The following is a 15,945-nucleotide window of genomic DNA, read 5'->3' as shown; positions in this document are numbered from 1 at the left end:
TCATATATATTCAAAGTATATACCCATATATTTTATGCATATATATTAAAAATATTTATTTAGCTAATCAAAATTACAAACTTAGCCTATGGCATAGCAACTTTACCATCAATCTCGGTTAGATACTCTTGTCCAGTAAAGTCTAAAGTAGCTCTACCATTGGTCCATTCAATAATTTGTTTTTCAAAGTAATTCAAAGAATCGACCTTTATATATAAATAAAAATGAACCGCATCATCATATTGTGTTTCCTTAATCAAATATCCGTTCTGCAAAATTTCATTTTGAATTTTTCCCAACATAGTATAATCTATCTTTACATGAACAAGTTCGTATAATCTTTTAGTTACTATTTTGGCAGCTTCTAGCCCGATTTTAGCTCCTTTAGTATAGGCTCTTACTAAGCCGCCAGTACCAAGCTTAACTCCGCCAAAATATCTTGTTACAACTACTGCAACATTTCTTAAGTCCTCTTTCTTAATTACTTCTAATATTGGAATTCCTGCGGTACCTGATGGTTCTCTGTCATCACTATATCGCTGTATTTCATTGTTTTCACCAACTATATAAGCTGGAACATTGTGTGTTGCATTCCAATGTTTAGTCCTTATGTTTTCTATAAAAGCAATGGCTTCTTCTTCACTTTTAATAGGAGTTGCATATCCTATAAATTTAGATTTTTCAATAATTATTTCACCTTCACCATATGCTAATAATGTTTTATACTCTTTTAACATATACTACCAATCCTTTTTTATTATGATATATATATTATATCATATACATAACAAATAGTTGAAAATTTCATCTGACGTTATCGCATTAGCCTGTAACTCACTTGAGATATTACCAGTCTTCTACTTATTTAAAAACACTCAGCTATTAAAAAATCCATACTCTTTTACTCAATATTTAGACAATATAAAGAAGCAGTATGGACTGCTTCTTTAATTATTTATTTATGTTATTTTATATTATGCAAATCTACACTGCTGCTTGTGCTGCTTGTGCTGATTCTTTCTTCATCATGTCTTTATATTTTTTATAAGATAGATTAACTAAGGATTTATCCTGACTATAGGTAATCATTTCTAGTGCCTTATCGATAGTATAGAACCCTCCGTCTTTAAAGCCTAATTCTTTATTTATTTCATATGTCTTTGTTTTTGCATGCATAATGTACCATGTTATCTGATTACATACTGGTTGTTTTCTCGTAACAGAATAAAATTCGTAACTAGTGCCTCCCGCTGTTGAAAGAATTTCAGCATCAATGCCAGCCTCAATTTTGACTCGGCACAAAGCTACATCTCTCGAGAGATCCTTGTTACGAATTATACCTTTTGGTAAAACCCATTCATTTTTTTCATTTTTGAAGATAAATACCTGATTCGCATAAAACACAACACCGCCTGCGCAGTTTCTAAAAATCATTGGACGAATCCTCCTTCCTTTTATCTTACTATTATCATATACCAAATAATAGAATTTTACAACCACTTTTCAGAATCTTTTAGCTTTTTTGTTTTTTCTTTCTTATTATGTAAAAGAGGCTTATTAGCCTCATTTTAATCTGTCCTCAATTATATCAATAGTTTCTTTATAGCTTCTGCGTACATATGGTAATTCATTGGGATTATTTAATAAACTCTTCAACCTTCGTAAAGTTTTATCATTTCCAATTACTTTTAATGCCTTTGATGCATATTGTCGTACTTGCGGCTTTGCATCTTGCAAACATCTGTGTAGCAAATCTATACTGTCTGTAGAACTGATTTTACCAAGGGCAGAGCACACCATTCGGCGTACTCCTCCATGCTTATGGGTAATTTCATTATGGATAACAGGTAATAATCTATTATCTTTCAATTCTCCTGCAATCCATAATGCAATCATCTTGTCTTCTGCATTTTCTATTAATGGAATTTTTTTTATTAAATACTTTACTAACTCTATTTTCTCATATTCACTTAATAAATCTATAGCTTTGACTCGTTCTTCCTTTGTACTCGCTAATAAATTAATAAAAAAATCATCGTCTATACTATATTTTTTTAAATTATGAAGAGACTTGTATTGAATAATGTGATTTTCAACTGTTTCTTTATTAAGATTTCTAATTCTTGATATTAAATTAATTGATTTTCCTTCATCGTATAATAAATAGGTAATAATAAAGTCTTCTTTCTCCTCTATCTTGTCCCATGATAATAAGGAATAATCTATTTGCTTTTGTTTCATGCCTATCCCCCAAATTAATTACTTATCTAAATTGAAACTTTCATATTTATGGTAATACATTTTTTCAACCCTTGCCTTTACTTCAATTCCTTCCTCAACATATTCCGACCCAAGTACCACGCCGTCATTATGTAAGCTCGAAATAAGGTTACCTTTATCATAAGGAATTAACAAATGAACATCAATAATATCCGGTCCAATTTGATTCCTGATATGTTCTATTAGCGTATCTAAATTTTTATTTGCCCTTGCAGAAATACATAGTGCATTTTCTTCTTTAGGAAGCAGTGTTTCATCTAGAATTTTATCTACCTTATTATATACATTAATAATATTTTTATTTTCAACACCTAGTTCCCTTAATACATTTAATGTAGTTTGTTTCTGCAAATTATATTCTTCATTTGAAGCATCTATAACATGTATAAGTAAATCCGCATACTTTACTTCTTCTAATGTAGCCTTAAACGCGTTTACTAAAGCATGCGGCAATTTACTTACAAACCCAACAGTATCTGTTAATATAAAGTCTAATTTATTAGGAAAAGACAATCTACGTAAAGATACATCTAAGGTCGCAAACAGCATGTCTTCTGCATACACTTCTCTAGCCTCATCGTATTGATCGCTTATTTTTAAAAGAGAATTCATTAATGTAGACTTTCCAGCATTTGTATAGCCTACTAAAGCCACAATAGGAAGCTCTGATTTACTCCTCTTACCTCTTTGTACTTCTCTATTCTTTTTAACTTCTTTCAGCTCTTGTTCTATATCATCGATCCTCTTTAATATGTGCCTGCGATCAGTCTCTAACTTCTTTTCCCCAGGTCCTCTAGTACCTATTCCAGCACCTTGCTGTGAAAGTTGTCTGCCTAAGCCTATGAGCCTTGGCATTCTATATTTTAACTGAGCCAGTTCTACTTGCAATTTCCCTTCCTTTGTTCGTGCCCTTTGAGCAAAAATATCTAGTATAAGTGCAGTACGATCAATAACATCAACACCAAGAGCTTCTTCTAAGTTTCTTATTTGAGAACCTGACAATTCATCATTAAATATGACCATATCCGCTTCAAGAGTTTCACACAATTGTTTAATTTCATCTACTTTTCCTTTACCAATAAAGTATGTAACATCGACTGCTGGCCTATTTTGTATTGCAATAGATAAGACGTCCGCTCCTGCAGCCTTAGTCAACTCACCTAATTCATTCATAGAAACCTCTATGTCAATACTTTCTTTTTTTCCTGTATTATTTAATCCTACTAATATTGCTTTAGATTTTCTTTCATATATATTTTCTATTTCCACAGAATATTTCACTCCTTAGTATAAGCTAGAACATGCTATCTAAACTTAATATTAAAATTTATCTATCAACATTATATCCTATAATTGGAATATATAACACTATTATTTGTATATAGGTGTTACGTCTAGAAAGTCATCTTTTGGAACATTTATATAGTTCATCGGAACCTTTCCAACAATAACTGTTTCTGCCACTGGAAAATACGTTGTTACATGTATGGTATTAGAACTAAATGGCACTATTACTCTAACACTGGTATTAATAATCAAATAAATCCTATGTCTTGTCTGATTTATGCCAGATTGTTCGAATTCTGTTCCAAAATTTACATCAACCATTCCTAATGGGGTTACAGTAAGCTTCATTTTAGGACCATATTGGGCTAAAAGTTGACTTCCTAAAGCATTACCTAATGGTATTCGATCAGAAGTTGTTTTTATTTGTTTAAGATGGTCTTGAATAGTCAAAGCTACATCTGAAGCTACTTTGTTCATCAAAAAAGTATTAGCTTGCATCATAGTTATGTTACCTTCATCATCTTCCTTTACAGAAATCAAATCTTGATATTGTATATCTTGTTTTAATACTAAACTTACAGATTCATTAATAGCCCTTGTAGTGATTTCCTGTGCTTTTAATTCTCCAATAGCTTGTACAGTAGGTGTAATTTCTCTATCTATGTATAAAAAACACATAGTTAGTATTATAACAATTAGAATTAGGATAGTTATGATTTTAAACTTTAAATATTTTTTCTTACCTAATTTAATAATGCCCAAGGACATCACCCCTATGCTATTATATGTACTTACATTATATAATGATCACAACTATATTGCTATTATTTGATTCTAGAACAACAGACTTATCCTGCTTATATTATACAAATATTTTTTTATTATATAATAGAGTTTTATGTAAAGATACAATGTATACTTTACATAAAGTATGATATAATTGTAATATTAATGCCTATATGCTATATTTATATAATAGCATTATTGGTAATATGGTATAATATCTTTGGTCTATTCTCCTAAACCTATTAGATTTACTCTTTATGGAGGTGTTAAACATGTCAGATAAAAAACTAAGCAGACAAACTGACAAGGACAATAATAAAAAAAGAAAGCTAAGTATTTTTAGAGTAATATTAGTTACAATCATATTAATTGGTTTTATTGGTGCTGGTGCTGTGGCAGGAATTGTAATGAGCATCATTAAAAACGCGGAGCCTATTGATGCTTCAAATATATACGAAATGCTTGATGAGAGCTCCTTTATTTTAGATTCTGAGGGCCAAGTAATTGAAAAAATAGAATCTAACAACTTTAGAGTTGTAGTAGATTATTCTGAAATGCCTGAGCATTTAACGAGTGCTTTTGTTTCAATTGAAGATGAGCGTTTTTGGACTCACAAAGGAGTAGATATAAAGCGTATTTTTGGTGCACTTTGGACAAACCTTAGTACAGGCTCTAGACAAGGTGCCAGTACAATTAACCAACAGTTAGCTGTAAACCTATATTTAAGTCGTTCCGATAAAAGCTATAGCAGAAAAATCAAAGATGCTTATTATGGTATTATGCTAAACAACCAGCTATCAAAGGAACAAATTTTAGAAGCGTATCTAAATACTATTTATTTAGGAAGTGGAGCTCATGGTGTACAGGCAGCTGCCCAAGTGTATTTTTCTAAGGATGCTAAAGATTTAACTATTGCAGAATCTGCATTAATTGCTGGAATAACAAAATATCCTTCAAGAAATACACCAATTATCACATTGGAAAAAAAAGATGTACAAGAGCATCATGTTGTATTGGATGATTCAGATCCAGTATATACCGTAATAATGAATGATAAAATTGATGAGTATGTTATTAGTAGACAAAAATTGGTACTCAATGCAATGAAAAGATTAGGCTATATTACAGAAACTGAGTATAACCAAGCATTAGAAGAAGATGTTAAATCTCACTTAAAACCTAATCGACAAATAGCCGAAAATATCTCCTCATTTTTTGGAGATTTGGTAAAAAAAGATGTTATACAGGCATTAAAAGATAGTGGCTACTCAGAAGATGAAGCTATTGATATGCTTTACTCTGGTGGTCTTAGAATTAATAGTACTTTAGATACAAGAATTCAAAAAATATTAGATGAAGAATATGCTAATTCAAATAACTTTCCTAAAATAAATAATGCAGATAGAGCAACACTATTAGCCAAAGAAGGCTTTACTGAAGATGCTGAAAAAAATATAAGAGATAGCGAAGGCCAAATTCAGCCTCAATCTGCTATGGTTATTAGTGATCATCGAACTGGAGAAATTAAGGCTATTGTTGGGGGACGTATGACCTCGGGCCAAAGAATACTAAACAGAGCTTTGACTCCTAGACAGCCGGGATCGTCCATTAAACCAATAGCAGTATATGCTCCGGCTATTGAGCATGGTTTTACTGCAGGAAGTATAGTAGATGATGTTCCTCACTACTTCAATAAATCTACACCTGATACACCTTGGCCTAGAAACTTTGATAAAAGCTATCGTGGATTAATTACTCTACGTGAAGGTGTGGAACGTTCTGGTAACATATTTGCAGTTAAGCTAGCTAGTATGCTTAGTGGTGATCAAAATTCTTCAATAAATACTATGCTAGATTCTATGAAAAATATGGGTATAACTACAGTTCATACTGGAGAAAACCCATTAACTATTAATGGTAAAAAATATACTGACGAAACATTAGCTACTGCTTTAGGTGGTATGACTAGAGGCGTTAGTCCATTAGAAATGAATACTGCCTTCAATGTATTAGCTAATAAAGGACTTTACACTAGCCCAACTACCTTTACTACAGTACATGATAGACACGGAAATCTTATTTTAGAAAATAAGCCTCAGCAGCATAGAGTAATAACAGAACAATCCGCATATATTGTAACTGATATGCTTCGTGGAGTTGTTTCATCTCCTAGAGGTACTGGTAAAGGAGCTAATATTGGAAGTATGCCTGTAGCTGGTAAAACTGGTACAACAGATAGTCAAAAAGATGCATGGTTTGTAGGTTATACTCCTTACTATTCAGCATCTGTTTGGATTGGATCTGATCAACCTGTAAAATTAACTTCAGGTAGTCCTGCTGCTGCATCTTTATGGAGCAAAGTTATGAAAAGGGTTCATGAGGGTCACTCAGTTAAGGATTTTGAAATGCCAAGTGATATAGTTAGGGTTAATATATGTACTATTTCTGGTAAACTTCCTACAGAACTTTGTGCACTAGACCCTAGAGGTAGTACAGTTAGATCTGAGATATTTATTAAGGGTACTCAGCCTACTGCGGGATGTGATGTTCACGTACGTGCGGATATTCATGTACCATCTGGTAAGTTAGCTACAGATTTAACTCCACCTTGGCAAGTACAATCTAAAGTATTTGTACAAAGACCAATTCCTTATTATCCAGCAGAACATGGTGGTATTACACCATTAGACTATATTTACGAACTTCCTAGTGGGTACTATGACCCATTAGTAGATGGATTAGGCATCCCTTTTCCAGGTGGTTCTCCAGATGGAACAGAAACTGAGGGAGGACCTAATGAAGAAGAAACAGAAGATATAGATGATGATACTATAGATTCTCTAAATAGTAATTAATCTTTTTAAAATTACTATTTAAAATAAATTAAATAAAAAAGGTTATAGATTAAACTAATATCTATAACCTTTTTTATTTTGAGTAGAGTTTCTAGTAATTATCTCTTCTAATGCTTTTGTAATTATAGGAGCTCCTATTTCTACTACATCCTTTCCTTCCATCTTCCCAATATCACCTACGCCAATAACGATAGGAACATTGCAATTATTAATAATATCTACTGTATCCCCATATAGTACCTTTTTATCGCTTATATTTCCATGTTTGTCTACAGGAGCATTAATCATGTTACCATTATTATCTATAGAATAATCTACTTTTACTCCTCTTACTCCTTTAGTGTTTGAAGCTACGGCAACAATTCCAAGTACTTCTATTTCAGGATGATTTATAATTTCAAACATAGCTTGCTCGCCTTTACCTATACCAGTGTTTCCTCTATCATCAACCATAACTACTACTGGATCATTTTTAGCTTGTTTTACTAGCTCAACTATTTCGGAAGATGTAATAGGGGTAGGATTACCTCCTGACCTTGAGATACATCTTCCCCCTATATTTGAAACTGCTATTTCTAATGTCTTTTGAGCACAAGAATCTCCATCTGTTACTAATATAATTTTTCTTCTTTCTGTATTTATATTATTCATTTTTGCACATCCTATGGTTTGGTTTTGGGAGTAAATAGTACTGCCATTAGATACCCAAAAACTATGGCGGCTGTAATTCCTCCAGCAGTAGACGATATTCCTCCAGTAAAGGCGCCTAATATGCCATTTTCATCAACCGCTTTCATTGCTCCTTTAGCTAAGGCATATCCAAACCCTGGAATAGGAACTGTTGCTCCTGCACAACCAAATTTTACTATAGGTTCATATAAACCAATAGCACCCAGCACAACTCCTAATGTTACAAATAAAACTAAAACATGTGCAGGCGTAAGCTTCGTTTTATTAATTATAATTTGTCCAATTACACAAATTATTCCACCTACTATAAATGCATTTACATACTGCATATTATCATCTCCTAATTTACTAATTTGCTTTCTATTGTAACTGCGTGAGCTATACTAGGAATAGACTCTCCTTGTAATGAGCTTGTAGGTGATAATAATGCCCCTGTAGAAACTAGCAATATTTTATCTAAGTTTTTTGACTTTAGTTGGTCGTATAAATATCCACAAAACACTACAGCAGAGCAACCACATCCACTACCACCTGAATGTGTATCTTGTTTTTCATTATCAAATACTTCTATTCCACAATCCTTTAAAACCTTTGATAGATCGTAACCTTCTTTTTCTAATAGCTCTAATGCTATTTGGTGACCAATTTTTCCTAAATCACCTGTAATAATAAGATCATAGTCATCTGGTTTAAATCCTGTATCAGCTAAATGCATTCTTATAGTATCTACTGCTGCTGGAGCCATAGCTGCACCCATATTTGTTGCATCTTTAATACCAAAGTCTATTACCTTCCCTGTTGTAACATAAGTAATGTATGGACCTTCACCTTTTGCTGATAATATTGCAGATCCAGAACCTGTTACTGTCCACTGTGATGTTACCGGACGTTGATTTCCAGACTCTAATGGAAACCTATACTGTCTTTCTGCAGCCGAAAAATGGCTTGATGTTGTTGCCACTACATTGTCTGCATATCCCCCATCTATTATCATAGATGCTAAGCTAAGAGATTCTGTCATAGTAGAACAGGCTCCATATAGTCCAAAGAAAGGAATTTGCAAATCTCTAGCAGCAAATGATGTTGACATAAGTTGATTAAGTAAATCTCCACCAAACATATATTCCATATCTGTCATATTTAATCTAGCTTTACTTAAGGCAGACTTCACTGACTCTTTAGTTAACTTACTTTCAGCTTTTTCCCAACTATCTTCTCCAAATAAATCATCATCTAATATTGTATCGAAGTATTGTGCTAGGGGACCCTCTCCTTCTTTAGGACCTACAACTGTACCTGTAGAAATAATTGATGGAGGATTTAATAATCTTATAGTCTGACTTCCTAGTTTTTTTATAGCCATAATTAACTCCCTCCTATTTTTTAAAAATATAGTATAAAATGCCAACTATTACTGAAGAGCCTATTCCATATACTAGTACTGGACCTGCTAAAACAAACATCTTTGCTGCAACTCCCATTATAAATCCTTCTCGTTTAAACTCCATTGCAGGAGCAACTATAGAGTTCGCAAATCCTGTAATTGGAATAAGAGACCCTGCTCCTGCTCTTTTACCAATAATATCGTATATACCTATTCCTGTTAAAAATGCTCCAATAAAAACCATTATTAAAGTAGTTATATCACTTACATCTAAATGAGAGTACTTATAGTGTGATTCTATTACACGATGAATTACTTCTCCAATTGTACATATAGTTCCCCCAACAAAAAAAGCCCATATGCAATTTTTAAGTAAATGAGGTTTTGGAATTTTTGTATCCACATAATTTTGATAAGCCTTATTTTTATTCGCTTGATTTTTTGACATTCATATCACTCCATATTTAGTATTTATTTATCTTAGCTGATTTAATATATATTTATCTGTTAGCTTTTCTATATTTACAGTTATATTTTTGTCTTCAAATTGATGGATAATTTTTTTATCCTCTATATTTTCAAATTTGTGTATATCAAATTGATTTGGTAAATAATATGATTTATATTTATTCATGTGTAATTTCCTCTCTATTTAAAATATAGCGTCCAATTTAATAATGATCCTAACACTTTTCCAAGTATTAATGAATAAACTATATATATTATATATCCATCTAATCTAAATCTTCTTATTAATACAGGCATGACATTTAATACTTCGGCTAATGCAGATGCTAGTAGCCCAATAAATATACCCATACTAAATCCAACAATTATCACTGTGAACTTGCCTAAATTTATTCCAACACCTGTAAGAGAAGTAATCGATGCCAAAACAGCAGCGCCTACAATTACACTTTCATAAAGTTTAATACTATTATAAGTTTTTGTTAATTGGGCTAGTCTTGGAATAATATCTAAAAGTGAAAGTAAGGCAACAATCCCACTTCCTACAATAATCCCATTTGAAAATCCTAAAAGAGGTATAATTGTATATTTCATTCTTATCACCTTAAGCACCTCTATTACTCTCCATTATTGTTGTTTTTTATATATTCATCTACGCTTTGTTGATAAGAATATATCTCCATTTCAAGTGGGGTAGGTTCATTATTAATTTTTTTCTTAAATATATGATTAAAAAACACGGCCATCCCTACTCCTATTCCTAAGGAATACGGTATTTGCAGTAATAATGGTCTATCGACTTCTACACCTGTAATCATCTTATATATAACAGTATGGGCCGTTTTCATATCCACATCAGAGTGAAAATTAATAATAGCCGTAATAGATCCCATAAATAGCAGCAGACATACTACTAAAACTCTCAATTTTTTGTATTTATCTGTATTTATATTATCATCTTGAAAGCTAATTAAAATATCGGTTTCACCTATAACCACTAAGTCAACATTAGCTATATTTTCTTTTATAAAGGTTATAAGTGATATAACTGAAATTAAAGCGTTACTATTACCTTTTATATTAACTGGATAACTTAAATTTTCTAATTTTTTCTTTATTTCTCTGTCAGCAGAAATCTCTACTAAATCCTTTAGCAAAACAGATTTGCTTTTTGGAAGTGAAACCTTTCCATTTGCTCTCAAAAAAACTTGACTATTATTAATCATTTGCCCTACTCCTCAAAATGCTGGTATGGTTCAAAACTAAATCTGCTTTTTCAGGTATTTTATTGATATTATTACTTGTAAAAATGTACCATGCACTAAAGGAAAGTACCAAAATAAGTGTTATAAAAAATATGTTTTTATATTTTCTCAATATATATGTCATGTTTTCACCATCCTTCACATTTATTATTTGCTATTTTCATTTTTTAATTCCTTTATTATATTCCATAGTTATTAACTAAATAATTACTATGGATATTTTATTTAAATAGAAAAAGAAGACTTATATTTAAGCCTTCTTCATTAAATCTTTCATATTTTGCAATACCTTTTTTTCGATTCTTGAAACTTGAACCTGAGAAATACCTAAAACTTGAGCAATTTCGGTTTGTGTTTGATCTTTAAAATATCTTAAAAATATAATCTGTCTTTCTCTTGGTTCTAATTTTGCAATAGCTTCTTGAAGCATTATCCTATCAATTACCTCACTATCCTCTAAACTATCAGTTTCACTAATTTTATCTATAAGATGTATTGGTGAACCATCATCATGATGAATAACATCGTATAAATACTCTGGATGTGCACTAGAATCTAATGCCATTACAATTTCTTCCTTTGTTACATCCATGTCATCAGCAATTTCCTGTAAAGTCGGTTCTCTACCTTGTTCCTTTTGCAATTTCTCCTTTGTCATTTTAACCCTAGCTGCTGTCTGCTTTAGAGATCTGGATACTTTAATTATTCCATCATCCCTTAAAAATCGTTTTATCTCTCCAATAATCATAGGTACTGCATAGGTAGAAAATCTTACATCAAAACTAATATCAAACTTTTTGATTGCTTTAATTAATCCGATACAGCCTAATTGAAATAAATCTTCTCTATCATATCCCCTATTAGCAAAACGCCTTATTACACTCCTAACTAGCCCTAAATTATGACTTACTAATATTTCTTGAGCTTGTAGGCTTCCTTTTTGTGCCTCTAATATTAATTCTATAGTTTTTTCGTGCTCTAATATTTCAACTTGTTCCCCTGAGAATGCTGGAAAATTCATTTTATCTACCCCTTACTCTACATTCAGGCTTTTGAACTTTTTTACCATTCTTATTGTTGTTCCCTTTTCTAGCTCAGAATATACTTCAATTTCGTCCATAAAGGTCTCCATCACAGTAAAGCCCATACCTGAACGCTCTAATTGTGGTTTAGAAGTAAAAAGAGGTTCTCTTGCTTGTTCAACATTATCAATCCCTTGTCCCTTATCTTCTATAATAATCTCTAACTCATTACCATTTATTCTACATGTTACAGTAACTATACCCATATTACTCTCATATCCATGAATAATAGCATTGGTTACTGCTTCGGAAACAGCGGTTTTTATATCTGTAATTTCTTCTATTGTAGGATCTAACTGTGAGGCAAAAGCAGCGACTACCACTCTAGCAAAAGCCTCATTTTGAGATTTACTGTCAAATTCTATTTTCATATAGTTTTTGTATTCCATCTAATTACACTCCTTTACATACAATTGAGGGCTTCGCTTTTGTTGTTATGCTTACTTATAATGCTGTATAAACCTGCTAGACTAAATATTTTATCTATCTGATCAGTTACATGGATAACCGATACCTTTCCCCCTAGTTTAGATATATTTTTATATCGTCCAATAATAACCCCTATTCCAGAGCTATCCATAAATCCCATGCCACTTAGATCAAAAACTAGGTTTTTAATCCTATGTTGACTAATTGTATCATCTAGATCTGTTCTAATGTTTTCAGCAACATGATGATCTAATTCACCATCAAATTTAACAATTAGTATGTTGTCTACCATTTCATATTGTAATTGCAACTTTTACCCCTCCTATTTACGTGATATATACTATTTCTATAAATGTAGGACAAGTCCTTCAGTGAAAAAACACTTGTTTTGTAACATTTTGAGAGTTATATTTAATATAAAATAAAAAAAAGTCGTCTGATGCTATCGCATCGACTCCTGTCGTACTTAAAATTTATTCTAAATTTTCAAGTACTCAAGGTATTGCTGATTTTATACATCTTTAGAAACTATCAACAATTTAAAGATTATTTCTTCTAAAAAAATAAAAAATCGACTATATTTGTCGATTTTTTTATCTTATATATCATTATATCTAAAACAATCTTTAATATGATCATTTACCAATCCTGCCGCCTGTAAATAGGAATAAATTACTGTTGAGCCTACAAATCTAAAACCGCGTTTTTTTAAGTCCTTACTTATTTTACTTGATAGATTTGTATTAGCAGGTACTTGTGAAATATCATCCCATTCATTTTTTATTGTTTCATTGTTTACAAATCCCCATAAATAATTATTAAAGCTTCCAAACTCCCTTTGAATTTCTAAAAATCTTTGTGCATTATTAACTGAAGCCTCAATTTTCCTACGGTTTCTAATAATTCCTGGGTTATTTATTAATTCATTAATTTTTTCTTCATCATATTTAGCTACCTTTACTGGATCAAAGTTATCATACGCTTTTCTATAGTTATCTCTCTTTCTTAAAACAGTAAGCCAACTTAAGCCTGCCTGAGCAGCCTCCAATATTAAAAACTCAAAATGTCTATTATCTTCATGAATAGGCACTCCCCATTCTTCATCATGATACTTTATGTACATTTCATCTTTTTCACACCAAGGACATCTTTTCACAATAAAGATTTCTCCTTTCCACTGTTATTTTACTTTGTTAGTTCATATAACCATGCACTTATTTGTCCATTTCTTTCTATCCTCATATTTACCACCTCATATTATACGTATTAGTCTTACCTTGCAATCTTTCTCTATAAATCCACATAGGAAAAAGGCATTGATAAAAACCATTGCCCCTTTTTAAAAAATAATATTCAGTTTTATTAGTTAACTATCATATCCATTTGCTAAATTAACCAGTGCTTCATCACAAACTCTATATACTGTCCATTCATCCATTGGAATAGCTCCCATATTTTTATAAAATTCAATTGATGACTTATTCCAATCAAGACACCACCATTCTAATCTTCCACAACCTCTTTGAATGGCAAGCTTTCCTAGGAATGATAACATTATCTTCCCTATTCCCTTTCCCCGCATTTCAGGCTTTACATATAAATCTTCTAAGTAGATTCCTGATCGACCTAAAAATGTTGAGAAGTTGTGAAAAAACAATGCAAAACTTACAGGTTTATTTTCATATTCACCAATAACAACTTCTGCTGATTTTTGTTTAAATAAAGAATCCATTAATATTTCTTCTGTTGCAACCACTTCATGCAATAACTTTTCATAATCAGCCAATTCTTTAATAAACTGCAAAATTAAAGGAACGTCCTTCTCATTTGCAAATCTTAGCTTAAAATTATCTAGTTTTGTATCAATCATATTCTCCATGTTATTTATGTTCTCCCCCATCACACTATAACTTTTGTTATTTTTTAACTCCTACTAAGCTTGTTAATATCATATTAACTATACTAATAAGTACAGATGCTACAACCGCTGCAAAGATATTTTTCACTTCAAAGCCTCCAACAATGCTGGATGTTATCATTAATGTAATACCATTAATAATAAATGTAAATAATCCTAAGGTCATTATGTTAATTGGTAAAGTGAGAATTACTAAAATAGGTTTAATAATTGTATTTACAATACCCAAAATAGCTGCGGCGACTAAAGTTGCCTTAAAGCTTGATGCAGTAACCCCTAAAGATAAATTAGCTATTATATAAATCGAAATAGCACTTATAAACCATCTTGCTAAAAACCTCATTCTACTCACCTCCATTTCTATGTTATACTTATATTATATGATAACTAATATAGATACAACAATGTTTTATAAAAATATTATATATGAAGTGGAGGAGTACAATTTGATTACAGTTGGTATTATTACAGCTAGCGATAAAGGCTCTAAGGGAGAACGAACAGATAAAAGTGGTCCGTTAATTGGTGAAATGCTTGAACCTATTGGAGGAGTAGTAAAAGAATATATGATTGTTCCTGATGAAAGGGAGAAGTTAGCTGAAGGATTAATTTATATGTGTGATGGAGCAAAACTTGATATCGTTTTTACAACAGGTGGTACAGGCTTTTCCCCTAGGGATGTTACCCCAGAAGCAACCTTAGATGTTGTGGAGAGATTAACCCCTGGCATTTCAGAAGCTATTAGAATGAAAAGTCTTAGTGTTACTCCTAAGGCCATGCTTTCTAGAGCTGTATCCGGAATAAGAAAACAAACTTTAATAATAAACTTACCTGGTAGCCCAAAGGGAGTAAAGGAATGTTTAGAGGTTATTTTACCTGTACTTTCTCATGGCATTGGCATTTTAAAAGGCATAGATAGTGAATGTGGACATGATGTAAAATAATCATATATTTTATAAAAACCTAGGATAATTGCCTATACATAGACATATACCCTAGGTTTTCGTTTTAGTTCTCTATAATAAAGTCCCCAGATTTGCCACCTGTTTTCCTAACTAGCCTTACATCTGTCAATTTCATTTTTTTATCTATAGCTTTACACATATCATAAATTGTAAGCCCAGTTACAGATACAGCGGTTAATGCCTCAATTTCTACACCAGTTTTTCCAGTTGTTCTAACTACAGCTTCAATGTCTATTTTACTATTTTCCTCATCTATATGGAAATTAATATCTGCACCAGTTAAAATAATATTATGGCACATTGGAATAAGATCACTTGTTTTCTTAGCAGCCATTATACCAGCTACTTGCGAAACAGCTAAAACATCGCCTTTCTTTATATCATAATCTATAATTCTCTTTAATGTTTCAGGCATCATATATACACTGCCTCTAGCTACAGCTTCTCTTTTAGTATTCAGTTTATCCCCTACTTCAACCATTTTAGCTCTTCCTTCTTCATTAAAATGAGTCAATGAATCCATAAAAATTCTCCTC

Annotated in this window: 21 protein-coding genes; 2 read left to right on the top strand and 19 right to left on the bottom strand. The window is 31.7% G+C overall.

Annotated features, from left to right (window positions below):
- Positions 1-86: 86 nt before the first annotated feature.
- From HYG84_RS11680 to yunB, 5 genes are all read right to left on the bottom strand, one after another.
- The gene (locus HYG84_RS11680) at positions 87-737 is read right to left on the bottom strand and encodes a YigZ family protein (RefSeq protein ID WP_212377349.1); all 651 of its coding nucleotides are present in this window, start codon (positions 735-737) and stop codon (positions 87-89) included.
- Positions 738-984: 247 nt separating this feature from the next.
- Positions 985-1,434: an NUDIX hydrolase gene (locus HYG84_RS11675; RefSeq protein ID WP_212377347.1), complete on the bottom strand. Its 450-nt coding sequence runs from the start codon at positions 1,432-1,434 to the stop codon at positions 985-987.
- Between the two features lie 129 nt (positions 1,435-1,563).
- The gene (locus HYG84_RS11670) at positions 1,564-2,241 is read right to left on the bottom strand and encodes a HEAT repeat domain-containing protein (RefSeq protein WP_212377344.1); all 678 of its coding nucleotides are present in this window, start codon (positions 2,239-2,241) and stop codon (positions 1,564-1,566) included.
- 18 nt (positions 2,242-2,259) lie between these two features.
- Complete coding sequence (gene hflX, locus HYG84_RS11665; RefSeq protein WP_249168603.1) at positions 2,260-3,549, bottom strand: GTPase HflX; 1,290 nt, start codon at positions 3,547-3,549, stop codon at positions 2,260-2,262.
- 102 nt (positions 3,550-3,651) lie between these two features.
- The gene (gene yunB / locus HYG84_RS11660) at positions 3,652-4,329 is read right to left on the bottom strand and encodes a sporulation protein YunB (protein WP_249168602.1); all 678 of its coding nucleotides are present in this window, start codon (positions 4,327-4,329) and stop codon (positions 3,652-3,654) included.
- Positions 4,330-4,625: 296 nt separating this feature from the next.
- On the opposite strand from yunB, the gene HYG84_RS11655 reads away from it, so the two are divergent.
- Entirely contained in the window at positions 4,626-7,208 is a 2,583-nt protein-coding gene (locus tag HYG84_RS11655) for a transglycosylase domain-containing protein (RefSeq protein ID WP_212377338.1), read from the top strand.
- A gap of 54 nt (positions 7,209-7,262) precedes the next feature.
- Here HYG84_RS11655 and HYG84_RS11650 read toward each other — a convergent pair whose 3' ends face one another.
- The 13 genes from HYG84_RS11650 to HYG84_RS11590 all read right to left on the bottom strand — a co-directional run bounded on the left by HYG84_RS11650 (position 7,263) and on the right by HYG84_RS11590 (position 14,787).
- Positions 7,263-7,859: a stage V sporulation protein AE gene (locus tag HYG84_RS11650; RefSeq protein ID WP_212377335.1), complete on the bottom strand. Its 597-nt coding sequence runs from the start codon at positions 7,857-7,859 to the stop codon at positions 7,263-7,265.
- 11 nt (positions 7,860-7,870) lie between these two features.
- Positions 7,871-8,227, bottom strand: coding sequence for a stage V sporulation protein AE (gene spoVAE / locus HYG84_RS11645; protein ID WP_212377331.1), 357 nt, complete (start codon positions 8,225-8,227; stop codon positions 7,871-7,873).
- 11 nt (positions 8,228-8,238) lie between these two features.
- Complete coding sequence (gene spoVAD / locus HYG84_RS11640; RefSeq protein ID WP_212377328.1) at positions 8,239-9,261, bottom strand: stage V sporulation protein AD; 1,023 nt, start codon at positions 9,259-9,261, stop codon at positions 8,239-8,241.
- A 13-nt stretch (positions 9,262-9,274) separates the two neighbouring features.
- Positions 9,275-9,730 carry a stage V sporulation protein AC gene (gene spoVAC / locus HYG84_RS11635; RefSeq protein ID WP_212377325.1) on the bottom strand — a complete coding sequence of 152 codons (456 nt, stop codon included), beginning with the start codon at positions 9,728-9,730 and terminating at the stop codon, positions 9,275-9,277.
- A 27-nt stretch (positions 9,731-9,757) separates the two neighbouring features.
- Positions 9,758-9,916, bottom strand: a complete 159-nt coding sequence (locus HYG84_RS11630; RefSeq protein ID WP_212377322.1) for a hypothetical protein — start codon at positions 9,914-9,916, stop codon at positions 9,758-9,760.
- A 14-nt stretch (positions 9,917-9,930) separates the two neighbouring features.
- The gene (locus HYG84_RS11625; RefSeq protein WP_212377319.1) at positions 9,931-10,344 is read right to left on the bottom strand and encodes a stage V sporulation protein AB; all 414 of its coding nucleotides are present in this window, start codon (positions 10,342-10,344) and stop codon (positions 9,931-9,933) included.
- 23 nt (positions 10,345-10,367) lie between these two features.
- Positions 10,368-10,976 (bottom strand): stage V sporulation protein AA, encoded by a 609-nt coding sequence (locus tag HYG84_RS11620; RefSeq protein ID WP_212377315.1) that lies wholly within the window; start codon positions 10,974-10,976, stop codon positions 10,368-10,370.
- Between the two features lie 289 nt (positions 10,977-11,265).
- Entirely contained in the window at positions 11,266-12,036 is a 771-nt protein-coding gene (gene sigF, locus HYG84_RS11615) for an RNA polymerase sporulation sigma factor SigF (RefSeq protein ID WP_212377312.1), read from the bottom strand.
- A 12-nt stretch (positions 12,037-12,048) separates the two neighbouring features.
- The gene (gene spoIIAB / locus HYG84_RS11610) at positions 12,049-12,486 is read right to left on the bottom strand and encodes an anti-sigma F factor (protein ID WP_212377309.1); all 438 of its coding nucleotides are present in this window, start codon (positions 12,484-12,486) and stop codon (positions 12,049-12,051) included.
- 14 nt (positions 12,487-12,500) lie between these two features.
- A complete protein-coding gene (gene spoIIAA, locus HYG84_RS11605; protein WP_212377306.1) occupies positions 12,501-12,836 on the bottom strand; it encodes an anti-sigma F factor antagonist in 336 nt (111 codons plus the stop codon).
- Positions 12,837-13,124: 288 nt separating this feature from the next.
- Complete coding sequence (locus HYG84_RS11600; protein ID WP_212377303.1) at positions 13,125-13,682, bottom strand: DNA-3-methyladenine glycosylase I; 558 nt, start codon at positions 13,680-13,682, stop codon at positions 13,125-13,127.
- Between the two features lie 210 nt (positions 13,683-13,892).
- Positions 13,893-14,405 carry a GNAT family N-acetyltransferase gene (locus tag HYG84_RS11595; protein ID WP_212377299.1) on the bottom strand — a complete coding sequence of 171 codons (513 nt, stop codon included), beginning with the start codon at positions 14,403-14,405 and terminating at the stop codon, positions 13,893-13,895.
- A 37-nt stretch (positions 14,406-14,442) separates the two neighbouring features.
- Positions 14,443-14,787 (bottom strand): phage holin family protein, encoded by a 345-nt coding sequence (locus tag HYG84_RS11590; RefSeq protein ID WP_212377296.1) that lies wholly within the window; start codon positions 14,785-14,787, stop codon positions 14,443-14,445.
- Positions 14,788-14,890: 103 nt separating this feature from the next.
- On the opposite strand from HYG84_RS11590, the gene HYG84_RS11585 reads away from it, so the two are divergent.
- The gene (locus tag HYG84_RS11585; RefSeq protein WP_212377293.1) at positions 14,891-15,388 is read left to right on the top strand and encodes a MogA/MoaB family molybdenum cofactor biosynthesis protein; all 498 of its coding nucleotides are present in this window, start codon (positions 14,891-14,893) and stop codon (positions 15,386-15,388) included.
- Between the two features lie 64 nt (positions 15,389-15,452).
- Here the strand turns inward: HYG84_RS11585 and moaC are convergent, their stop codons facing one another.
- Positions 15,453-15,932, bottom strand: a complete 480-nt coding sequence (moaC, locus tag HYG84_RS11580; RefSeq protein ID WP_212377290.1) for a cyclic pyranopterin monophosphate synthase MoaC — start codon at positions 15,930-15,932, stop codon at positions 15,453-15,455.
- Positions 15,933-15,945 lie beyond the last annotated feature (13 nt).

The sequence above is a fragment of the Alkaliphilus sp. B6464 genome, assembly GCF_018141165.1.
Lineage (GTDB): Bacteria > Bacillota > Clostridia > Peptostreptococcales > Natronincolaceae > Alkaliphilus_B.
The sequence above is the reverse complement of the archived record's forward strand: the minus strand, read 5'-3'. Positions and strand labels throughout refer to the sequence as shown.

Coding starts and splice junctions, on each gene's coding strand:
- HYG84_RS11625 (WP_212377319.1), bottom strand. CDS start 10,344: ATGAAATATACAATTATACCTCTTTTAGGATTTTCAAATGGGATTATT.
- spoVAE (WP_212377331.1), bottom strand. CDS start 8,227: ATGCAGTATGTAAATGCATTTATAGTAGGTGGAATAATTTGTGTAATT.
- sigF (WP_212377312.1), bottom strand. CDS start 12,036: ATGAATTTTCCAGCATTCTCAGGGGAACAAGTTGAAATATTAGAGCAC.
- HYG84_RS11655 (WP_212377338.1), top strand. CDS start 4,626: ATGTCAGATAAAAAACTAAGCAGACAAACTGACAAGGACAATAATAAA.
- HYG84_RS11670 (WP_212377344.1), bottom strand. CDS start 2,241: ATGAAACAAAAGCAAATAGATTATTCCTTATTATCATGGGACAAGATA.
- HYG84_RS11675 (WP_212377347.1), bottom strand. CDS start 1,434: ATGATTTTTAGAAACTGCGCAGGCGGTGTTGTGTTTTATGCGAATCAG.
- moaC (WP_212377290.1), bottom strand. CDS start 15,932: ATGGATTCATTGACTCATTTTAATGAAGAAGGAAGAGCTAAAATGGTT.
- HYG84_RS11650 (WP_212377335.1), bottom strand. CDS start 7,859: ATGAATAATATAAATACAGAAAGAAGAAAAATTATATTAGTAACAGAT.
- HYG84_RS11630 (WP_212377322.1), bottom strand. CDS start 9,916: ATGAATAAATATAAATCATATTATTTACCAAATCAATTTGATATACAC.
- HYG84_RS11595 (WP_212377299.1), bottom strand. CDS start 14,405: ATGGAGAATATGATTGATACAAAACTAGATAATTTTAAGCTAAGATTT.
- spoVAC (WP_212377325.1), bottom strand. CDS start 9,730: ATGTCAAAAAATCAAGCGAATAAAAATAAGGCTTATCAAAATTATGTG.
- spoVAD (WP_212377328.1), bottom strand. CDS start 9,261: ATGGCTATAAAAAAACTAGGAAGTCAGACTATAAGATTATTAAATCCT.
- HYG84_RS11590 (WP_212377296.1), bottom strand. CDS start 14,787: ATGAGGTTTTTAGCAAGATGGTTTATAAGTGCTATTTCGATTTATATA.
- HYG84_RS11680 (WP_212377349.1), bottom strand. CDS start 737: ATGTTAAAAGAGTATAAAACATTATTAGCATATGGTGAAGGTGAAATA.
- spoIIAB (WP_212377309.1), bottom strand. CDS start 12,486: ATGGAATACAAAAACTATATGAAAATAGAATTTGACAGTAAATCTCAA.
- HYG84_RS11620 (WP_212377315.1), bottom strand. CDS start 10,976: ATGATTAATAATAGTCAAGTTTTTTTGAGAGCAAATGGAAAGGTTTCA.